Genomic DNA, 16,926 nt, shown 5'->3' on the forward strand with positions numbered 1-16,926 from the left:
TTTTCCAAGGAAAAAACCGCCCTGCCCCTCCTCCTGCCACCTGATAGGAATTGCCTTTCAGGCTTTAAAGACGCGTCCTACATCTCATCCTGATTGCCAAGTCTAAGGTCATTAAAAGGCGACGAGCGCCATGCGCAACGCCTTGACCTCTCGATCCATTCAATCAAAAATATACGCAGATTACGTACAGAACATGGACGCGCTTTTTATTGAGTTACCCCCGTTCCAACGCCATCGACAGGGCCACCTGGACGACGAGCTTTTTCGTAGCCTGCAGCTTGAATTGCTGAAAGCCCCCGAAGCCGGAGATCTCATCGAGGGAACCGGTGACTTGCGCAAGATCCGCTTTGTCGATGAGCACCGGCACAAGGGCAAACGCGGCGGGATCCGGGTGATTTATTACTGGTGGTCCGGAGGCGCCCAATTCTGGCTCTTCACCCTTTACGCAAAGAACGAGCAGAACGACCTGACACTCCATCAGAAAAAACTGCTCAAGCAACTGCTGAACAGAGAAGTCGACGCGAGAACCCATCATGAAACGTGACATCTTTTCCGAACTGGTCGAAGGTTTCGACGCCCTGGCCAAAGAGCGCCAAGGCAAGCTCACGCTGCGCACCCACAAGGTCAAGTTGAACGCACTGCTTCCAATCACCGCCGAAGAAGTGCTGGCCGTGCGCGAGCAGCTGAACCTGTCCAGATCGGTATTTGCCATGTACCTGCGCACCAATACTCGAACCCTGGAGAACTGGGAGCAAGGACGCGCAAAACCCAACGCTCAGGCCACCACCCTGATCCGCCTGGTACAGCGTTTTCCCGATACGGTGGAGCGGCTGGCAGCACTGGCCTGAAGATCTGCGCTGGTTCGAAGGTCGTCATCGCGGGCAAGCCTCGCTCCTACAGAAGAACGGCGTTGCGTAATCCTTCGTCCCCTGGTCTGGCCGTGACAACGATGGCTCTGGCACCACAACAATCATTCCCAAAACAGAACGGCACCCGAAGGTGCCGTTGCGCATTACAGAGCCAAAACCTTACTTGCGCGCCGCTTCCCACGACTTGAGCAGTTCGTTGTAGCTCACGGTCTCGCCCTGGGGTTTCTCGTTGGCCAGTTTCGGTTTCGGCGCGCCCGGTTGGTCGAACCAGTATTGCGCGTCGCGCTCGGGGTTCATTTTCGGGGCGCAGGTGGCCTGGGCTTTCGAGCGCTCGAGCCGGGTCATGATCGCGTCCTGGTCCTTGGCCAGGCCGTCGAGTGCCTGTTGCGGGGTTTTCTCGCCGCTGGCCGCCTCGGCGATATGGCTCCACCACAGCTGCGCCAGGCGTGGATAGTCCGGCACGTTGGTGCCGGTCGGCGTCCATTGCACGCGGGCCGGGCTGCGATAGAACTCCACCAGGCCACCGAGCTTCGGCGCCAGGTCGGTCATCGCCTGGGAGTTGATGTCCGACTCGCGGATCGGTGTCAGGCCGACGATGGTTTTCTTCAGCGACACGGTTTTCGAGGTCACGAACTGGGCATAGAGCCAGGCCGCAAGTTTCTGTTTCTCCGGGGTGGACTTGAGGAAGGTCCAGGAACCGGCGTCCTGATACCCCAGCTTCATGCCCTCCTCCCAGTACGGCCCCTTGGGCGACGGCGCCATGCGCCATTTCGGCGTGCCGTCGGCGTTCATCACCGGCAGGCCCGGCTTGGTCATGTCGGCGGTGAAAGCGGTGTACCAGAAGATCTGCTGGGCAATATTGCCCTGGGACGGCACCGGCCCGGATTCGGAGAAAGTCATGCCCGCCGCTTCCGGTGGCGCATATTTTTTCATCCAGTCCACGTACTTGGTGGTGGCGAACACCGCCGCCGGGCCGTTGGTGTCGCCGCCGCGGGTCACGCTGGAGCCCACCGGATGGCAATCCTCGACGCGGATCCCCCACTCGTCCACCGGCAAACCGTTGGGCAAGCCCTTGTCGCCGCCGCCGGCCATGGAGAACCAGGCATCGGTGAAGCGCCAGCCCAGGGACGGGTCCTTCTTGCCGTAGTCCATATGCCCGTAGACCCGCTTGCCGTCGATCTCCTTGACGTCTTCGCTGAAGAACTTGGCGATGTCCTCATAGGCCGACCAGTTCACCGGCACCCCCAGCTCGTAGCCGTATTTCTCCTTGAACTTGGCTTTCAGGTCGGCCCGCTCGAACCAGTCGGCGCGGAACCAGTACAGGTTGGCGAACTGCTGGTCGGGCAATTGGTAGATCTTGCCGTCCGGCGCGGTGGTGAAGGAGATGCCGATGAAGTCCTTGATATCCAGGGTCGGCGAGGTGTAGTCCTTGCCTTCGTTGGCCATCAGGTCGGTGATGGATTCGGTCTTGCCATAGCGGAAGTGCGTGCCGATCAGGTCGGAGTCGTTGACCCAGCCGTCATAGATGTTCTTGTCCGACTGCATCTGGGTCTGCAGCTTCTCCACCACGTCGCCTTCCTGCAGCAGGTCGTGGGTCAGCTTGATCCCGGTGATTTCACTGAAGGCCTTGGCCAGCACCTTGGACTCGTATTCATGGGTGGCGATGGTCTCAGAGACCACGTTGATCTTCATCCCGCGAAACGGCTCGGATGCCTTGATGAACCACTTCAGCTCTTCCAGCTGTTGCTCCGCAGTCAGGGTGGATGGCTTGAACTCGCTGCCGATCCATTTTTTCGCGGCGTCCTCATAGGCGTCGGCCCAGGCCGTCGCGCTCAAGCCGCTCATAGCCAGCATGGCCGCCAATGAAACGCTATGTCGCAGCTTATTGTTTTTGTCGAACATAGAGACCTCCTGGTTGAATTTCGAAGCAGGACCACCGCGCACGCGCCCGGCTAGCCCCAACGCATCACAGCCAACAGCCACACCAGGGACAGCACGAACGCCACCCAGATGCTCCAGTCGGTGACGCCGATTACCAGCAGATGCAGGTAGGCGCTGCCGAGAAGACCGATAAACAGGCGATCGCCACGGGTGGTGGCAATCGGCAGGAAGCCGCGCCGAGGGATGCTCGGCGAACGCAATTCCCACGTGGTCATGCCCAGCAGGATCAAGGCAATGACACCGAAGAATGCCGCCGTCGGGGCGGTCCAGTTCATCCATTCCATCAACGGATCCTCATACCCGGCCCAGGGCGAAGCCCTTGGCCACATGGTTGCGAACAAACCAGATCACCAGCATGCCCGGCAGAATGGTCAGCACCCCGGCCGCCGCCAGCACACCCCAGTCGATACCGGAGGCGGACACGGTGCGAGTCATCACCGCGGCGATCGGCTTGGCGTTCACCGAAGTCAGGGTCCGCGCCAGCAGCAGCTCGACCCAGGAAAACATGAAGCAGAAGAACGCCGTCACGCCGATCCCCGAGCCGATCAGCGGGACGAAGATCTTCACGAAGAACTTGGGAAAGCTATAGCCGTCGATGTAGGCGGTCTCGTCGATTTCCTTCGGCACCCCGGACATGAAGCCTTCGAGAATCCACACCGCCAGCGGCACGTTGAACAGGCAGTGGGCCAGGGCCACGGCAATGTGCGTATCGAACAGGCCGATGGACGAATACAGCTGGAAGAACGGCAGCAGGAACACCGCCGGCGGCGCCATGCGGTTGGTCAGCAGCCAGAAGAACAGGTGCTTGTCGCCGAGAAAGCGGTAGCGCGAGAACGCATAGGCCGCCGGCAGCGCCACGCTCAGGGAAATCACCGTGTTGAAGCTGACGTAATACAGCGAGTTGAGGTAGCCGGTGTACCAACTGGGGTCGGTGAAGATCACCTTGTAGTTGTGCCAGGTGAAATCCTGGGGCCACAGGGTCAGGCTGCCGAGGATCTCGTTGTTGCTCTTGAACGACATGTTCAGCAACCAGTAGATCGGCACCAGCAGGAACAGAATGTAAATCAGCAGCGGTATCAGCTTGCGCTTGGTCATGGCGGCCGTCCTCAGCGATTGGCGTCGGAGTGGGTCATGGCGGTGTAGAACAGCCAGGACACCAACAGGATGATCAGGAAGTACACCAGGGAAAACGCCGCGGCCGGGCCCAGGTCGAACTGACCGATCGCCATCTGGGTCAGGGTCTGGCTGAGGAAGGTGGTGGCGTTGCCCGGCCCGCCGCCGGTGAGCACGAACGGCTCGGTGTAGATCATGAAGCTGTCCATGAAACGCAGCATCACCGCGATCAGCAGCACGCTCTTCATCTTCGGCAACTGGATATGCCGGAACACCGCCCAGTTCGATGCCCGGTCGATGCGCGCCGCCTGGTAATACACGTCCGGGATCGCCCGCAGCCCCGAGTAGCAGAGCAGCGCCACCAGCGAGGTCCAGTGCCACACGTCCATCACCAGCACCGTGACCCAGGCATCCATGGTGTTGGCTGCATAGTTGTAATTGATGCCCAGGGCATTCAGCGACGAGCCCATCAGGCCGATGTCGGCGCGGCCGAAGATCTGCCAGATGGTGCCCACCACGTTCCACGGGATCAGCAACGGAATGGCGAGGACGATCAGCACCACCGACGACCAGCGCCCCTTGCTCGGCATGGTCAGGGCGATGGCTATCCCCAAGGGAATCTCGATCAGCAGCACGCAGGCCGAATAGATGAACTGGCGCAGCAGCGAGTCGTGCAGGCGCGGGTCGAGCAGCACCTGGCGATACCAGTCGGCGCCGACGAAATAGCGGCTGGACTGGTCGAAGATATCCTGCACCGAGTAGTTGACCACAGTCATCATCGGGATCACCGCACTGAAGGCCACCAGCAGGAACACCGGCAATACCAGCCACCAGGCCTTGTTGTTCTGCACTTTGTTCATGGCTGAACCTCGTTCGTGGCGTGGGCCTCCAGCAGGTATTCGTCGGCGTAGACCATCAACCACTGCGCGGGGAAGCTGATGCAGGCCCTGCCCTGCGGCACTGGCTTGTCTTCGGCCAGGCGCACTTTCAAGACCGCGCCGTCGAGGTTCAGGGTCATGATCTTGTAGGTGCCCAGGTCCTCGATGTGGACCACGTCAGCCTGCAGCGCCTCCTCGTAAGGCTCGTCCCAGACATGGATGAATTCCGGGCGGATGCCGACTTTCAGGCTCTGGTAATCAGTCTCGGCGATCCGCTGCTGCAAGGCCTCGGGCAAGGCCAGGTGGGTGCCGGCGAACCTGACACCGCCGGCCTCTGCCCGGACCTCGATCAGGTTCATCCCCGGGCTGCCGATGAAGTAGCCGACAAAGGTGTGGCTCGGCCGCTCGAACAGCTCCCGCGGGGTGCCGAACTGGACGATCTGCCCGCCGTACATCACCGCGATCTTGTCGGCGAAGGTCGAGGCTTCGAGCTGGTCGTGGGTAACATAGACCATGGTGATGTTGAACTGCTCGTGGATCTGCTTGAGCTTGCGCCGCAGTTTCCACTTCAGGTGCGGGTCGATCACCGTCAGCGGCTCGTCGAACAGGATCGCCGACACGTCGTCGCGCACCAGGCCGCGGCCCATGGAGACCTTCTGCTTTTCGTCGGCGCTGAGGTTGCGCGCCTTCTTGTTCAACAGCGCCTGCAGGTCGAGGACCTCGGCGATCTCCTGCACCTTGCTGTGCACCTTGGCCTCGGCCATGCCCTGGTTGCGCAGCGGGAAGGCCAGGTTGTCGAACACCGTCATGGTGTCGTAGACCACCGGAAACTGGAAAACCTGGGCGATATTGCGCTTCTCGGGAGTCAGCTCGTTGACCACCCGGGTATCGAACAGCACCTGCCCCTGGGACGGGCTGAGCAGCCCGGAAATGATATTGAGCAAGGTCGACTTGCCGCAGCCGGACGGCCCGAGCAAGGCATAGGCGCCGCCCTGCTCCCAGATGTGGTTCATCTCCCGGATCGCATAGTCCTCGGGACCGGCCGGGGTGCTGGTGTAACTGTGGGCGAGGTTGTGCAAACGGATCTCGGCCATCAGGCAACCCTCGCGACGCGCCGCCCCGGTGCCTGGACCAGACGGCCCTGGGCATCGAAGACGAACAGTTTGTGGGTGGGGATATAAATCCGGATCGGCGCATCGACGTCGTATTCGTGCACGCCGGGCAGGTGCAGCACCAACAGGAATTGTTCGTTGCGCACATGCAGGAAGGTTTCCGAGCCGCTGATTTCCGCGACCTCGACGGTCACCGCCAGCTCCAGGTCGTCGTCGTTGCTCGGCACCAGGGAGATATGGCTGGGCCGCACACCAAAGCGGAACTCGCCCTCGCCGACCGGGCGCAGATCGACGTTCAGCGGAAAATGCACGAAGTTGGCGAAGCTCACTTCATTGCCGGCGATGCGCCCCGGCATCAGGTTGATCGGCGGTTCGGAGAACAGCTCGGCGGCCAGCACCGTCTGCGGCTGGTGATAAACCTCGGCGGTCTTGCCGCTCTGCACCAGGCGCCCCTCGTGGAGGATGGTGGTGGTGCCGCCCAGGGCCAGCGCCTCGTTGGGCTCGGTGGTGGCGTAGATGGCGATGGTGTGACGGGCCTGGAACAGCTCGCGCATCTCCTGGCGCAGCTCTTCGCGCAGCTTGTAGTCGAGATTGACCAGCGGCTCGTCGAACAGGATCAGCTCGGCATCCTTGACCAGCGCCCGGGCCATGGCCGTACGCTGCTGCTGGCCGCCGGACAGTTCCAGCGGATGGCGCTGCAGGAACTTCTCGATCCGCAGCATCTTCGCCGTCTCCAGCACCTTGCTCTCGATCAACGGCGCGGCGACGCCGGCCTGGCGCAGCGGCGAGGCGATGTTCTCGAACACGGTCATGGTCGGGTAGTTGATGAACTGCTGATAGACCATCGACACGTTGCGCAGCCGCACCGGGCGCCCGGTGACGTCCACGCCATTCATCAGGATGCGTCCGCTGGCGGGCTTGTCGAGCCCGGCGATCAAGCGCATCAGGCTGGTCTTGCCGGACAGCGTGCGTCCCAGCAGGACATTGAAGGAACCGGGTTCAAAGCGCAGCGAGATGTCATCGATCCAGGTCTGGCCCTCGACGACACGGCTGACATGCTCCAGCGTTAATGACATGGCTCGGCCTTTTTTATTATTGGAGTCAAGCGACCGAAGCAGCAGAGCGACTTTCGTGCCAGAACCGCGGTAGCACTCCAAGTCACTGATAAGCCAGATATTTATTCCAGGGCAGGCGGTTTGCGGGTTCACAGCTGAACAGAAATGAACAACCCGGGCTGAACAACTGAACAGTCCGGCGGTTGACAATGAACAAGAGTGAACAACACTGGATGAACGTTTTTGCCGGTAAGATTGCTTCCTGTAGCCGCTGCCGCAGGCTGCGATCGAGCTGGGCGGCATTCCGACGTAGCGCTCGCAAAACCTGCCATCGCGATTTGCCTGATTGACCGCGATGGCTGTCTTGCGAGGCCTGCGGCCTCGATCGCAGTCTTCGCCAGCGGCTACAAAGGCCAGGCCATACGCCAATAACAACAATAAAAGCGTTTTCAGAGACCTACCGCCATGAGCGCACCTGCCTCACCGCTGTCTCACGAGACCATCATCAAGGACTCCTGGAGCCGCTGCCGGGCCTTTGGCCTCAGCCATCAGAGCGCCCCCGCCTTCGATCAACTGCCCGCCGAGCGCATCGCCCAGTTGCTGGAAAGCCAGCATGCCCTGGTGCAAACCACCCAGCAGGAAGTCCTGCCCTACTACGAGAACATCCTCAGCAACTCCAATTGCCTGATCATGCTCGCCGACAACCAGGGCCAGGTGCTGACCTCCTGGGGCACCCAGCGTTTTATCGAGCCGAGCCTGGCCCGTGGTTTCAGTGCCGGCGCCAGCTGGCTGGAACACTGCAGCGGGACCAACGCCATCGGCACCGCCCTGGCCTGCGAGCAGGCGGTGCATATCGAGCACGATGAACACTTTCTCAAGGCCAACCGCTTCATGACCGGCTCGGCCGCGCCGATCTTCGATACCGAGCGTCGGGTGATCGCGGTGCTGGACGTCTCCAGCGACAGCTACCTGCCGCCCTCCCACACCCTGGGCATGGTCAAGATGATGAGCCAGACGGTGGAGAACCGGCTGATCCTCAACCTGTTCGAAGGTCGGCATTTCCAGCTGACCTTCAACACCGGCCTGAACAACCTCGACAGCCAGTGGGCCGGCCTGCTGATCTTCGATGAAAGCGGTCAGGTGCTTTCGGCCAACCGCCGCGCCGACAACCTGCTGGGCATCAGCCTGTCGCGGGTCGGCATCGAAAGTCTGTTCAAGGTGTCGCTGCTGGAACTGCTCAACCAGCCGGAAGGCCTGCCCTTCGCCTTGCAGGCCGCCGGACGCAACCGCTTCCATTGCCTGCTCAAGCGTCCAAGGCAGGTGCCGATCCAGGCCCGGGTCTTCGCCGAGGCACCTGCTCGCTCGGCACCCGTCAACGCCGATGCCATCAGCCTGAACACCCTGCACTTCGGCGACAGCCGGGTGGAGAAAGCCGTGCGCCAGGCCGAACGGCTGCTGGAAAAGGACATCCCGCTGTTGATCCACGGCGAAACCGGCGTCGGCAAGGAAGTCTTCGTCAAGGCGCTGCACCAGGCCAGCTCGCGGAGCAAACAGGCGTTCATTGCCGTGAACTGCGCGGCGATTCCCGCCGAACTGGTGGAGTCTGAGCTGTTCGGCTATGAAAAAGGCGCCTTCACCGGCGCCAGCCAGAAAGGCAGCATCGGCCTGATCCGCAAGGCCGACAAAGGCACGCTGTTCCTCGACGAAATCGGCGACATGCCCCTGCCGACCCAGGCTCGCCTGTTGCGGGTGCTGCAGGAGCGCTGCGTACAACCGGTGGGCAGCAGCGAACTGTTCCCGGTGGACATCCGCATCATCTCCGCGACCAACCGCTCCCTGCGCGAACAGGTGCAGCTCGGGCGCTTTCGCGAGGACCTGTATTACCGCATCGGCGGCCTGACCCTGGAGTTGCCGCCCCTGCGCGAACGCAGCGACAAGCAGGCGCTGTTCAAACGCATCTGGGAGCAGCACCGCGAGTCCGGCCAATGGGCCGGGTTCAGCCGCGAAGTCCGGGACCTGTTCGAGCGCCATCCCTGGCCGGGCAACCTGCGCCAGGTCAGCAGCGTGATGCAGGTGGCGCTGGCCATGGCCGAAGAACAACCGATCCGCGCCGAACACCTGCCGGACGACTTTTTTGTCGACCTGGACATGGAGCCGGCCGCCAGCCATGAACCGCCCGGCGACATCGACCTGGAAGACAGCGCCGACCTGCACCGCCAGCTCAAGGCCGTGGGCGGCAACATCTCCCAACTCGCGCGGCGGCTGGGGGTGAGTCGCAATACCCTCTATAAAAGATTGCGCCAGCAGGAGGATTGATCGCCCGCCTTCCCCCCAAATAGCAGGCAAACAAAAACCCGCGCAAGGCGGGTTTCTGCTTGTAGCCAGTACAGCGATCAGTCAGCCAGGCGCCAGGTGGTCCCGCCCTTGCCGTCTTCCAGCACCACGCCCATGGCGGTGATCTGGTCGCGGATGCGGTCGGACTCGGCCCAGTCCTTGTTGGCACGGGCGGCCAGGCGCGCCTGGATCAGCGCCTCGACCTGCGCTGCGTCGACCCGGCCGGCGGCACCGGCCTGCAGGAAGTCGTCGGCTTCCAGCTGCAGCACGCCAAGCACGTCCGCCAATTCCCGCAGGTGCGCCGCCAGACCGGCCGCCGCCTCAAGATCGCTCTCGCGCAGGCGGTTGATCTCGCGCACCATCTCGAACAGCACCGCACAGGCTTCCGGGGTGCCGAAGTCGTCGTTCATCACCTCGGTGAAACGCTCGACGAAGGCTTCGCCACCGGCAGCCGGCACGCTCGGCAGGCCCTTGAGGGCGTGGTAGAAACGCTCCAGGGCGCCCTTGGCGTCCTTGAGGTTGTCTTCCGAGTAGTTGATCGCGCTGCGGTAGTGGCTCGACACCAGCAGGTAACGCACCACTTCCGGATGGTACTTGTCGAGCACATCGCGGATGGTGAAGAAGTTGTTCAAGGACTTGGACATCTTCTCGCCATTGATGCGGATCATGCCGCAGTGCATCCAGGCATTGGCGTAGGTCTTGCCGGTGGCCGCCTCGCTCTGGGCGATCTCGTTTTCATGGTGCGGGAACTCGAGGTCGCTGCCGCCGCCGTGAATGTCGAAGGTCTCGCCCAGGCAGCAGGTCGACATCACCGAGCATTCGATGTGCCAGCCCGGACGCCCGGCGCCCCATGGCGATTCCCAGCTCGGCTCGCCCGGCTTGGCGGCTTTCCACAGCACGAAGTCCAGCGGGTCCTGTTTCGACTCGTCGACTTCGATGCGCGCGCCGATGCGCAGGTCTTCGATCTTCTTGCGCGACAGCTTGCCGTAGCCGAGGAACTTGCCGACCCGGTAGTACACGTCGCCGTTGCCCGGCGCGTAGGCGTAGCCCTTGTCGATCAGGGTCTGGATCATCGCGTGCATGCCGGCGATATGGTCGGTGGCACGCGGCTCCATGTCCGGCTTCTTGATGTTCAGGCGCGCTTCGTCTTCGTGCATCGCCGCGATCATGCGCCCGGTCAGCGCTTCGAACGACTCGCCGTTCTCGTTGGCCCGATTGATGATCTTGTCGTCGATGTCGGTGATGTTGCGCACATAAGTCAGGTCATAACCGCTGAAACGCAGCCAGCGGGTCACCAGGTCGAAGGCGACCATGCTGCGGCCGTGGCCCAGGTGGCAGTAGTCGTACACGGTCATGCCGCACACGTACATGCGCACCTTGTTGCCATCGAGCGGCTTGAAGACTTCTTTGCTCTTGGTGAGCGTGTTGTAGATCGTTAGCACAAGGAGTTCCTTAACTGATCACTGACCCCAGGAGTCGCGCAGGGTCACGGTACGGTTGAATACCGGTGCGCCCGGTCTCGAGTCCTTGATATCCGCGCAGAAGTAACCTTCGCGCTCGAACTGGAAACGGTCTTCCGGCTGTGCGTTGCCCAGCGAGGGTTCGGCACGACAACCAGTGAGGACCTGCAGGGAGTCAGGGTTGATGTTGTCCAGGAAACTTGCGCTGTCTTCGGCCTTCTCCGGGTTCGGCGAACGGAACAGACGGTCGTACAGGCGCACTTCGCACTCGACGCTGGCGGCGGCCGGCACCCAGTGGATCACGCCCTTGACCTTGCGCCCTTCCGGGTTCTTGCCCAGGGTGTCCGGGTCGTACGAGCAATGCAGCTCGACGATGTTGCCGTCGGCATCCTTGATCGCCTCGTCGGCGCGGATCACGTAGCTGCCACGCAGGCGCACTTCGCCGGCTGGCTCCAGGCGCTTGTAGCCCTTTGGCGGCTCTTCCATGAAGTCGTCGCGGTCGATGTAGATTTCACGGGCGAACGGCAGGACCCGCACCCCCATGTCTTCTTTCGGATGACGCGGCAGTTCGAGGTTCTCGACCCGGCCTTCCGGGTAGTTGGTGATCACCACTTTCAGCGGACGCAGCACGCACATGGCGCGCGGGGCGCTGTGGTCGAGATCGTCACGGATGCTGAACTCCAGCATGCCGAAGTCCACCACGCCGTCGGAACGGTTGGTGCCGACCATCTCGCAGAAGTTGCGGATGGATTTCGGCGTGTAGCCACGACGACGGAAGCCCGACAGGGTCGACATGCGCGGATCGTCCCAGCCGTTGACGTGCTTCTCGTCCACCAGTTGCTTGAGCTTGCGCTTGCTGGTGATGGTGTAGTTCAGGTTCAGGCGGCTGAACTCGTACTGGCGCGGCTGCGCCGGCACCGGCAGGTTCTCGAGGAACCACTCGTACAGCGGACGATGGCTTTCGAACTCCAGGGTGCAGATCGAGTGGGTAATGCCTTCGATGGCGTCCGACTGGCCATGGGTGAAATCGTAGTTCGGGTAGATGCACCACTTGTCGCCGGTCTGGTGGTGATGCGCATGGCGGATGCGGTACATGATCGGGTCGCGCAGGTTCATGTTCGGCGAGGCCATGTCGATCTTGGCCCGCAGCACGCGCGCGCCGTCGGGGAATTCGCCCGCCTTCATGCGCGCGAACAGGTCCAGGTTCTCTTCCACCGAACGGTCGCGGAACGGGCTGTTCTTGCCCGGTTCGGTCAGGCTGCCACGGTATTCCTTGGCCTGTTCGGGGGTCAGGTCGTCGACATAGGCCTTGCCCGCCTTGATCAGCTCCACCGCCCATTCGTGCAACTGGTCGAAGTATTGCGAGGCGTAGCGCACTTCACCGGCCCACTCGAAGCCCAGCCACTTGACGTCGCTTTCGATGGCGTCGATGTATTCCTGGTCTTCCTTGGCCGGGTTGGTGTCGTCGAAACGCAGGTGGGTGACGCCGCCGAATTCCTGGGCCAGCCCGAAGTTCACGCAGATCGACTTGGCGTGACCGATGTGCAGGTAGCCGTTGGGCTCCGGCGGGAAGCGGGTCACGATCTGTGTGTGCTTACCCGAGTCCAGGTCCGCCTGGATGATCGGGCGCAGGAAGTTGACCGGTACGGCCGGTCCGGTCTTGGAATTCGAGGTAGGGTCGACAGTGGGCTTGCTCATAGGATCCTTGAACGTACAAGTGCGCGGCCGGTGCGGCCTGATAAATCAAAACGGATATCATAGCCGATGCGGTCAAGCCCCTGACAGAGCGGGCTTTAAATCTGCCGCGATTAATCCGTCGCAAATGAAAAAACAGCCTCGAATTTCACGCCCGGCACGCTAAACTGCGCACCTTGGCGGATTTTTGCCAGAGCGGTTCCGGCCCGCGGGTCCCATGCCCGCCTCCCGGAACCCGGGAATTCCTAGAAAACGCTCCTCCTTATAAAGAGTACCGATCATGACTCAAGTCAAACTGACCACCAACCACGGCGACATCGTGCTGGAACTGAACGCCGAGAAAGCCCCGGTCACCGTGGCCAACTTCGTCGAATACGTTAAAGCCGGTCATTACGAAAACACCGTATTCCACCGCGTCATCGGTAACTTCATGATCCAGGGCGGCGGTTTCGAGCCAGGCATGAAAGAGAAGAAAGACAAGCGTCCAAGCATCCAGAACGAAGCCGACAACGGTCTTTCCAACGACAAGTACACCGTCGCCATGGCCCGCACCATGGAGCCGCATTCGGCTTCCGCGCAGTTCTTCATCAACGTCGCCGACAACAGCTTCCTCAACCACAGCGGCAAGACTGTCCAGGGCTGGGGCTACGCGGTATTCGGCAAAGTGGTTGCCGGCACCGAAGTGGTCGACAAGATCAAAGGCGTGGCCACCACCATGAAGGCCGGCCACCAGGACGTACCGGCAGAAGACGTGATCATCGAGAAAGCCGAGATCGTTGAGTGATACTGCTGATTTCAGATTTGCATCTGGAAGAGGAACGCCCGGACATTACCCGGGCGTTTCTGGATTTACTGGGCGGGCGTGCCCGCTCGGCGCAAGCGCTGTACATCCTGGGAGATTTCTTCGAGGTCTGGATCGGCGACGACGCCATGACCCCCTACCAGCTTTCCATTTGCCAGGCACTGCGCGAGCTCAGCGACAGCGGCACGCAGGTTTTCCTGATGCATGGCAACCGCGACTTCATGCTCGGCAAGGCCTTCTGCAAGGCCGCGGGCGCGACCCTGCTCAAGGACCCGAGCGTGGTCGACTTCTACGGCGAGCCGGTGCTGCTGATGCACGGCGACAGCCTGTGCACCCGCGACGAAGCCTATATGCGCATGCGCCGTTACCTGCGCAACCCGGTTTCGCTGTGGATCCTCAGGCACTTGCCGTTGCGCACCCGGCACAAGCTGGCGCGCAAGCTGCGCAACGAAAGCCGCGCGCAAACCCGCATGAAGGCCAACGACATCGTCGACGTGACCCCGGACGAAGTGCCGCGGATCATGCAGGCGTTCAAGGTGCGGACCCTGGTCCACGGCCACACCCACCGCCCGGCCATCCACAAGTTGCAGATCGGCGACCAGGCCGCCAAGCGCATCGTGCTGGGCGACTGGGATCGTCAGGGCTGGGCCTTGCAGGTGGATGAACAGGGCTTCCAGCTGGCGGCTTTCGACTTCGTGCCGTCACAGCGGGCATTGCCCCGCCCGTAGCCGCTGCCGCAGGCTGCGACAAGGCCCGAAGGGTCTTGCCTTCAATCGCCAACCCGTTCGCCCCGACAAGGATTGTGCAGTCCCCTGCCGGAGCGAACGGGCTGGCGCCCCCCCTCAAGCCCCGCGCCCCCTCAATGCCCCGCCGACGCCGGCCCGGCCTTGGCCGTGAACGGTGGCTTGGCCAGCCACACCAGCAGAATCAGGCCCATGAAGCCCCAGCCCAGCAACGTGAAATAGTCCACGGTGGACATCATGTACGCCTGGCCGGTCAGCACCTGGTCCAGCTGCGCGTAGGCCTGGTTGCTGGCACCGCCCAGGGCGCCCAGGGCATCGCGGGTGGCCGGCTCGAAGCTGCTGATGTGCTCACCCATATAGGCATGGTGCTCGTTCGCCCGGCGGATCCAGATCCAGGTGGTCAACGAAGCAGCGAAGCTGCCACCGAGGGTCCGCAGGAAGGTGGCCAGGCCGGCGCCATCGGCGATCTGGTGCGGCGGCAGGTCCGACATCAGGATGCTCAGGGTCGGCATGAAGAACAGCGCCACGCCGATGCCCATGAACAGCTGCACCAGGGCGATGTGCTGGAAGTCCACCTCGTTGGTGAACCCGGCGCGCATGAAACAGCTCAGGCCGATCGCCAGGAACGCCAGCCCGGCCAGCAAACGCAGGTCGAACTTGTGCGCGTACTTGCCGACGAAAGGCGACATCAGCACCGGCAGGATGCCCATCGGCGCCACCGACAGGCCGGCCCAGGTCGCGGTATAGCCCATCTGGGTCTGCACCCACTGCGGCAGGATCAGGTTGATGCCGAAGAAGCCGGCATAACCACCCACCAGCACAATGGTGCCGATGCGGAAGTTGCGGTGGGCGAACAGCCGCAGGTTGACCACCGGATGGCGGTCGGTCATTTCCCAGATCACGAACACCGCCAGGCCGATCAGCGAAATCAACGTACCGATGATGATGAAGTTGGATTCGAACCAGTCCAGGTCGTTGCCCTTGTCGAGCACGATCTGCAAGGCGCCGACGCCGACGATCAGGCTCAGCAGGCCGATGTAGTCCATCGGCTGGCGACTGGTCACCACCGGCCGCGCCTTCAGCTGCTGCTTGACCACCCAGGCGGCGAACAGGCCGATCGGTACGTTGATGAAGAAGATCCACGGCCAGCTGTAGCTGTCGGTGATCCAGCCGCCGAGAATCGGCCCGGCAATCGGCGCCACCACCGTGACCATCGCCAGCAGCGCCAGGGCCATGCCCCTTTTCGCCGGCGGGTAGACCGCGATCAGCAGGGTCTGGGTCATCGGGTACAGCGGCCCGGCCACCACCCCTTGCAGCACACGAAAGCCCACCAGCTCGGGCATGGAGGTGGAAATCCCGCAGAGGAACGAGGCCAGCACGAACAGCAGGGTGGCCCAGATAAACAGCTTCACTTCGCCGAAGCGCCGGCTCAGCCAGCCGGTCAGCGGCAAGGCGATGGCGTTGCTCACGGCAAACGAGGTGATCACCCAGGTGCCCTGCTCCGAACTCACCCCGAGGTTGCCGGAGATGGTCGGCAAGGCCACGTTGGCGATGGTGGTGTCGAGCACCTGCATGAAGGTCGCCAGCGACAGGCCGATGGTGCTGAGCAACAGGCTGGGCGGCGTGAAAGAGGCGTTATTGCTCATCGCGAATCCTATGAAGCGAGGCAGGCGCCGCGACCGCTAACGGCCGCAGCAGAGGGATCGGCGAATCAGCGCTGCGCGGTCTTGCCGATGGCGGCGCTGTTGTCGTGGATCAGACGAGCGATCAAGGCATCGGCCTCGCTCAATTGACGGTCGTAGACGTTGGTACTGAACGAAGCCTTTTGTGGCGGCTGCTGGGCCAGCACCGGGCCGCTCTGGTCGTGCAGGTCGACGTTGACCACCGTCGACAGGCCGACCCGCAACGGGTGCTTGGCCAGCTCTTCGGCGTTCACGTGGATGCGCACCGGCACCCGCTGCACGATCTTGATCCAGTTGCCGGTGGCGTTCTGCGCCGGCAACAGGGCGAAGGCACTGCCGGTACCGGCGCCCAGGCTGTCGATGGTGCCGCTGTACTTGACGTCGCTGCCGTAGATATCGGCCTCGATGTCCACCGGCTGGCCGATGCGCATGTCACGCAGCTGGGTTTCCTTGAAGTTGGCCTCGATCCACAGCTGGTCGAGCGGGATCACCGCCATCAACGCGGTGCCCGGCTGTACCCGCTGGCCCAGTTGCACGGTGCGCTTGGCGACATAACCGGTCACCGGGGCAATCAGCGTGCTGCGGGCATTGGTCAGGTAGGCCTGGCGCAGTTGCGCGGCGGCCGCCTGCACGTCCGGATGGTTGGAGACCACGGTGTCGTCCACCAGCGCGTTGGTGGTGTTGAGCTGCTGCTGGGCATTGGCCAGGGCGTTCTGCGCCGAGGTCAGGTCATCGCGGGCGTGGGACAGTTCTTCCTGGGAAATCGCCCCGCTGCTGGCGAGGGTCCGGCGACGGTTGAAGTTGTCCTGGGCTTTCTGCACTTCGGCCTTCTGCGCCGCCACCTGGGCGCGCATGCCGTCGACGTTGCTGTACAGCCCGCGCACCTGGCGCACGGTGCGGGCCAGGTTGGCCTCGGCGCTTTGCAGGCCGACCTCGGCATCGTTGGGGTCGAAGTTGATCAGCACCTGGCCTTCGTGGACCAGGTCGCCATCGTCGGCGCCGATGCTGACCACCGTGCCGGTGACCAGCGGGGTGATCGCCACCACGTTGCCATTCACATAGGCGTCGTCGGTGCCTTCATTCCAGCGTCCGTAGAGTTCATACCAGGCAAAGACCCCCAGTCCGCCCAGGACGATCAGCGCCACCAGGCCCAGCAGCATGACCTTGCGCTTGCGTGGGTTGACAGTGTCCGGAGTGTTTTCGGGAGCGTTGTTGGTTTCGGCAGTGGCCATGATGAGTACC

General features: G+C 62.5%; 15 protein-coding genes. 5 read left to right on the forward strand and 10 right to left on the reverse strand.

The window, feature by feature from the left end; genetic code table 11:
* The first annotated feature begins 130 nt into the window (after positions 1–130).
* Together H0I86_RS19655 and H0I86_RS19660 are read left to right on the forward strand one after the other, a co-directional pair.
* Positions 131–544 (forward strand): toxin, encoded by a 414-nt coding sequence (locus H0I86_RS19655; protein ID WP_180921768.1) that lies wholly within the window; start codon positions 131–133, stop codon positions 542–544.
* A complete protein-coding gene (locus tag H0I86_RS19660; protein ID WP_025804712.1) occupies positions 534–848 on the forward strand; it encodes a helix-turn-helix domain-containing protein in 315 nt (104 codons plus the stop codon). Before H0I86_RS19655 ends, H0I86_RS19660 begins: the two co-directional genes overlap by 11 nt.
* 180 nt (positions 849–1,028) lie before the next feature.
* Here H0I86_RS19660 and H0I86_RS19665 read toward each other — a convergent pair whose 3' ends face one another.
* From H0I86_RS19665 to H0I86_RS19690, 6 genes are read right to left on the reverse strand one after another with little or no spacing between them, the layout of a single operon-like run.
* On the reverse strand, positions 1,029–2,771 hold the full coding sequence (locus tag H0I86_RS19665; RefSeq protein ID WP_180921769.1) for an ABC transporter substrate-binding protein: 1,743 nt from the start codon (positions 2,769–2,771) through the stop codon (positions 1,029–1,031).
* A 50-nt stretch (positions 2,772–2,821) separates the two neighbouring features.
* Positions 2,822–3,094, reverse strand: a complete 273-nt coding sequence (locus H0I86_RS19670; protein WP_009049795.1) for a DUF2160 domain-containing protein — start codon at positions 3,092–3,094, stop codon at positions 2,822–2,824.
* 10 nt (positions 3,095–3,104) lie between these two features.
* Entirely contained in the window at positions 3,105–3,905 is an 801-nt protein-coding gene (locus tag H0I86_RS19675) for a carbohydrate ABC transporter permease (protein ID WP_038577819.1), read from the reverse strand.
* Positions 3,906–3,916: 11 nt separating this feature from the next.
* Positions 3,917–4,783, reverse strand: a complete 867-nt coding sequence (locus tag H0I86_RS19680) for a carbohydrate ABC transporter permease (protein WP_180921770.1) — start codon at positions 4,781–4,783, stop codon at positions 3,917–3,919.
* On the reverse strand, positions 4,780–5,895 hold the full coding sequence (locus tag H0I86_RS19685) for an ABC transporter ATP-binding protein (protein ID WP_180921771.1): 1,116 nt from the start codon (positions 5,893–5,895) through the stop codon (positions 4,780–4,782). The genes H0I86_RS19680 and H0I86_RS19685 overlap by 4 nt, the downstream gene beginning before the upstream one ends.
* Positions 5,895–6,989, reverse strand: a complete 1,095-nt coding sequence (locus H0I86_RS19690) for an ABC transporter ATP-binding protein (protein WP_062825323.1) — start codon at positions 6,987–6,989, stop codon at positions 5,895–5,897. Before H0I86_RS19690 ends, H0I86_RS19685 begins: the two co-directional genes overlap by 1 nt.
* A 444-nt stretch (positions 6,990–7,433) precedes the next feature.
* Between H0I86_RS19690 and H0I86_RS19695 the strand changes: the two genes are divergently transcribed.
* Positions 7,434–9,284: a sigma-54-dependent Fis family transcriptional regulator gene (locus H0I86_RS19695; RefSeq protein ID WP_180921772.1), complete on the forward strand. Its 1,851-nt coding sequence runs from the start codon at positions 7,434–7,436 to the stop codon at positions 9,282–9,284.
* Positions 9,285–9,361: 77 nt separating this feature from the next.
* Here H0I86_RS19695 and cysS read toward each other — a convergent pair whose 3' ends face one another.
* On the reverse strand, positions 9,362–10,744 hold the full coding sequence (gene cysS / locus H0I86_RS19700; RefSeq protein ID WP_180921773.1) for a cysteine--tRNA ligase: 1,383 nt from the start codon (positions 10,742–10,744) through the stop codon (positions 9,362–9,364).
* An 18-nt stretch (positions 10,745–10,762) separates the two neighbouring features.
* Positions 10,763–12,460: a glutamine--tRNA ligase/YqeY domain fusion protein gene (locus H0I86_RS19705; protein ID WP_180921774.1), complete on the reverse strand. Its 1,698-nt coding sequence runs from the start codon at positions 12,458–12,460 to the stop codon at positions 10,763–10,765.
* 277 nt (positions 12,461–12,737) lie between these two features.
* Between H0I86_RS19705 and H0I86_RS19710 the strand changes: the two genes are divergently transcribed.
* Both H0I86_RS19710 and lpxH read left to right on the forward strand, forming a co-directional pair.
* Entirely contained in the window at positions 12,738–13,241 is a 504-nt protein-coding gene (locus H0I86_RS19710; protein ID WP_007929634.1) for a peptidylprolyl isomerase, read from the forward strand.
* Positions 13,238–13,987, forward strand: coding sequence for a UDP-2,3-diacylglucosamine diphosphatase (gene lpxH / locus H0I86_RS19715; RefSeq protein WP_180921775.1), 750 nt, complete (start codon positions 13,238–13,240; stop codon positions 13,985–13,987). Before H0I86_RS19710 ends, lpxH begins: the two co-directional genes overlap by 4 nt.
* A 131-nt stretch (positions 13,988–14,118) precedes the next feature.
* On the opposite strand, the gene H0I86_RS19720 is transcribed toward lpxH, so the two are convergent.
* Together H0I86_RS19720 and H0I86_RS19725 are read right to left on the reverse strand one after the other, a co-directional pair.
* The gene (locus tag H0I86_RS19720) at positions 14,119–15,648 is read right to left on the reverse strand and encodes a DHA2 family efflux MFS transporter permease subunit (RefSeq protein WP_180921776.1); all 1,530 of its coding nucleotides are present in this window, start codon (positions 15,646–15,648) and stop codon (positions 14,119–14,121) included.
* Between the two features lie 65 nt (positions 15,649–15,713).
* Positions 15,714–16,916 (reverse strand): HlyD family secretion protein, encoded by a 1,203-nt coding sequence (locus H0I86_RS19725; protein ID WP_180921777.1) that lies wholly within the window; start codon positions 16,914–16,916, stop codon positions 15,714–15,716.
* Between the last annotated feature and the right edge of the window lie 10 nt (positions 16,917–16,926).

Source organism: Pseudomonas chlororaphis subsp. aurantiaca (genome assembly GCF_013466605.1).
Classification (GTDB): Bacteria; Pseudomonadota; Gammaproteobacteria; order Pseudomonadales; family Pseudomonadaceae; genus Aquipseudomonas; species Aquipseudomonas chlororaphis_I.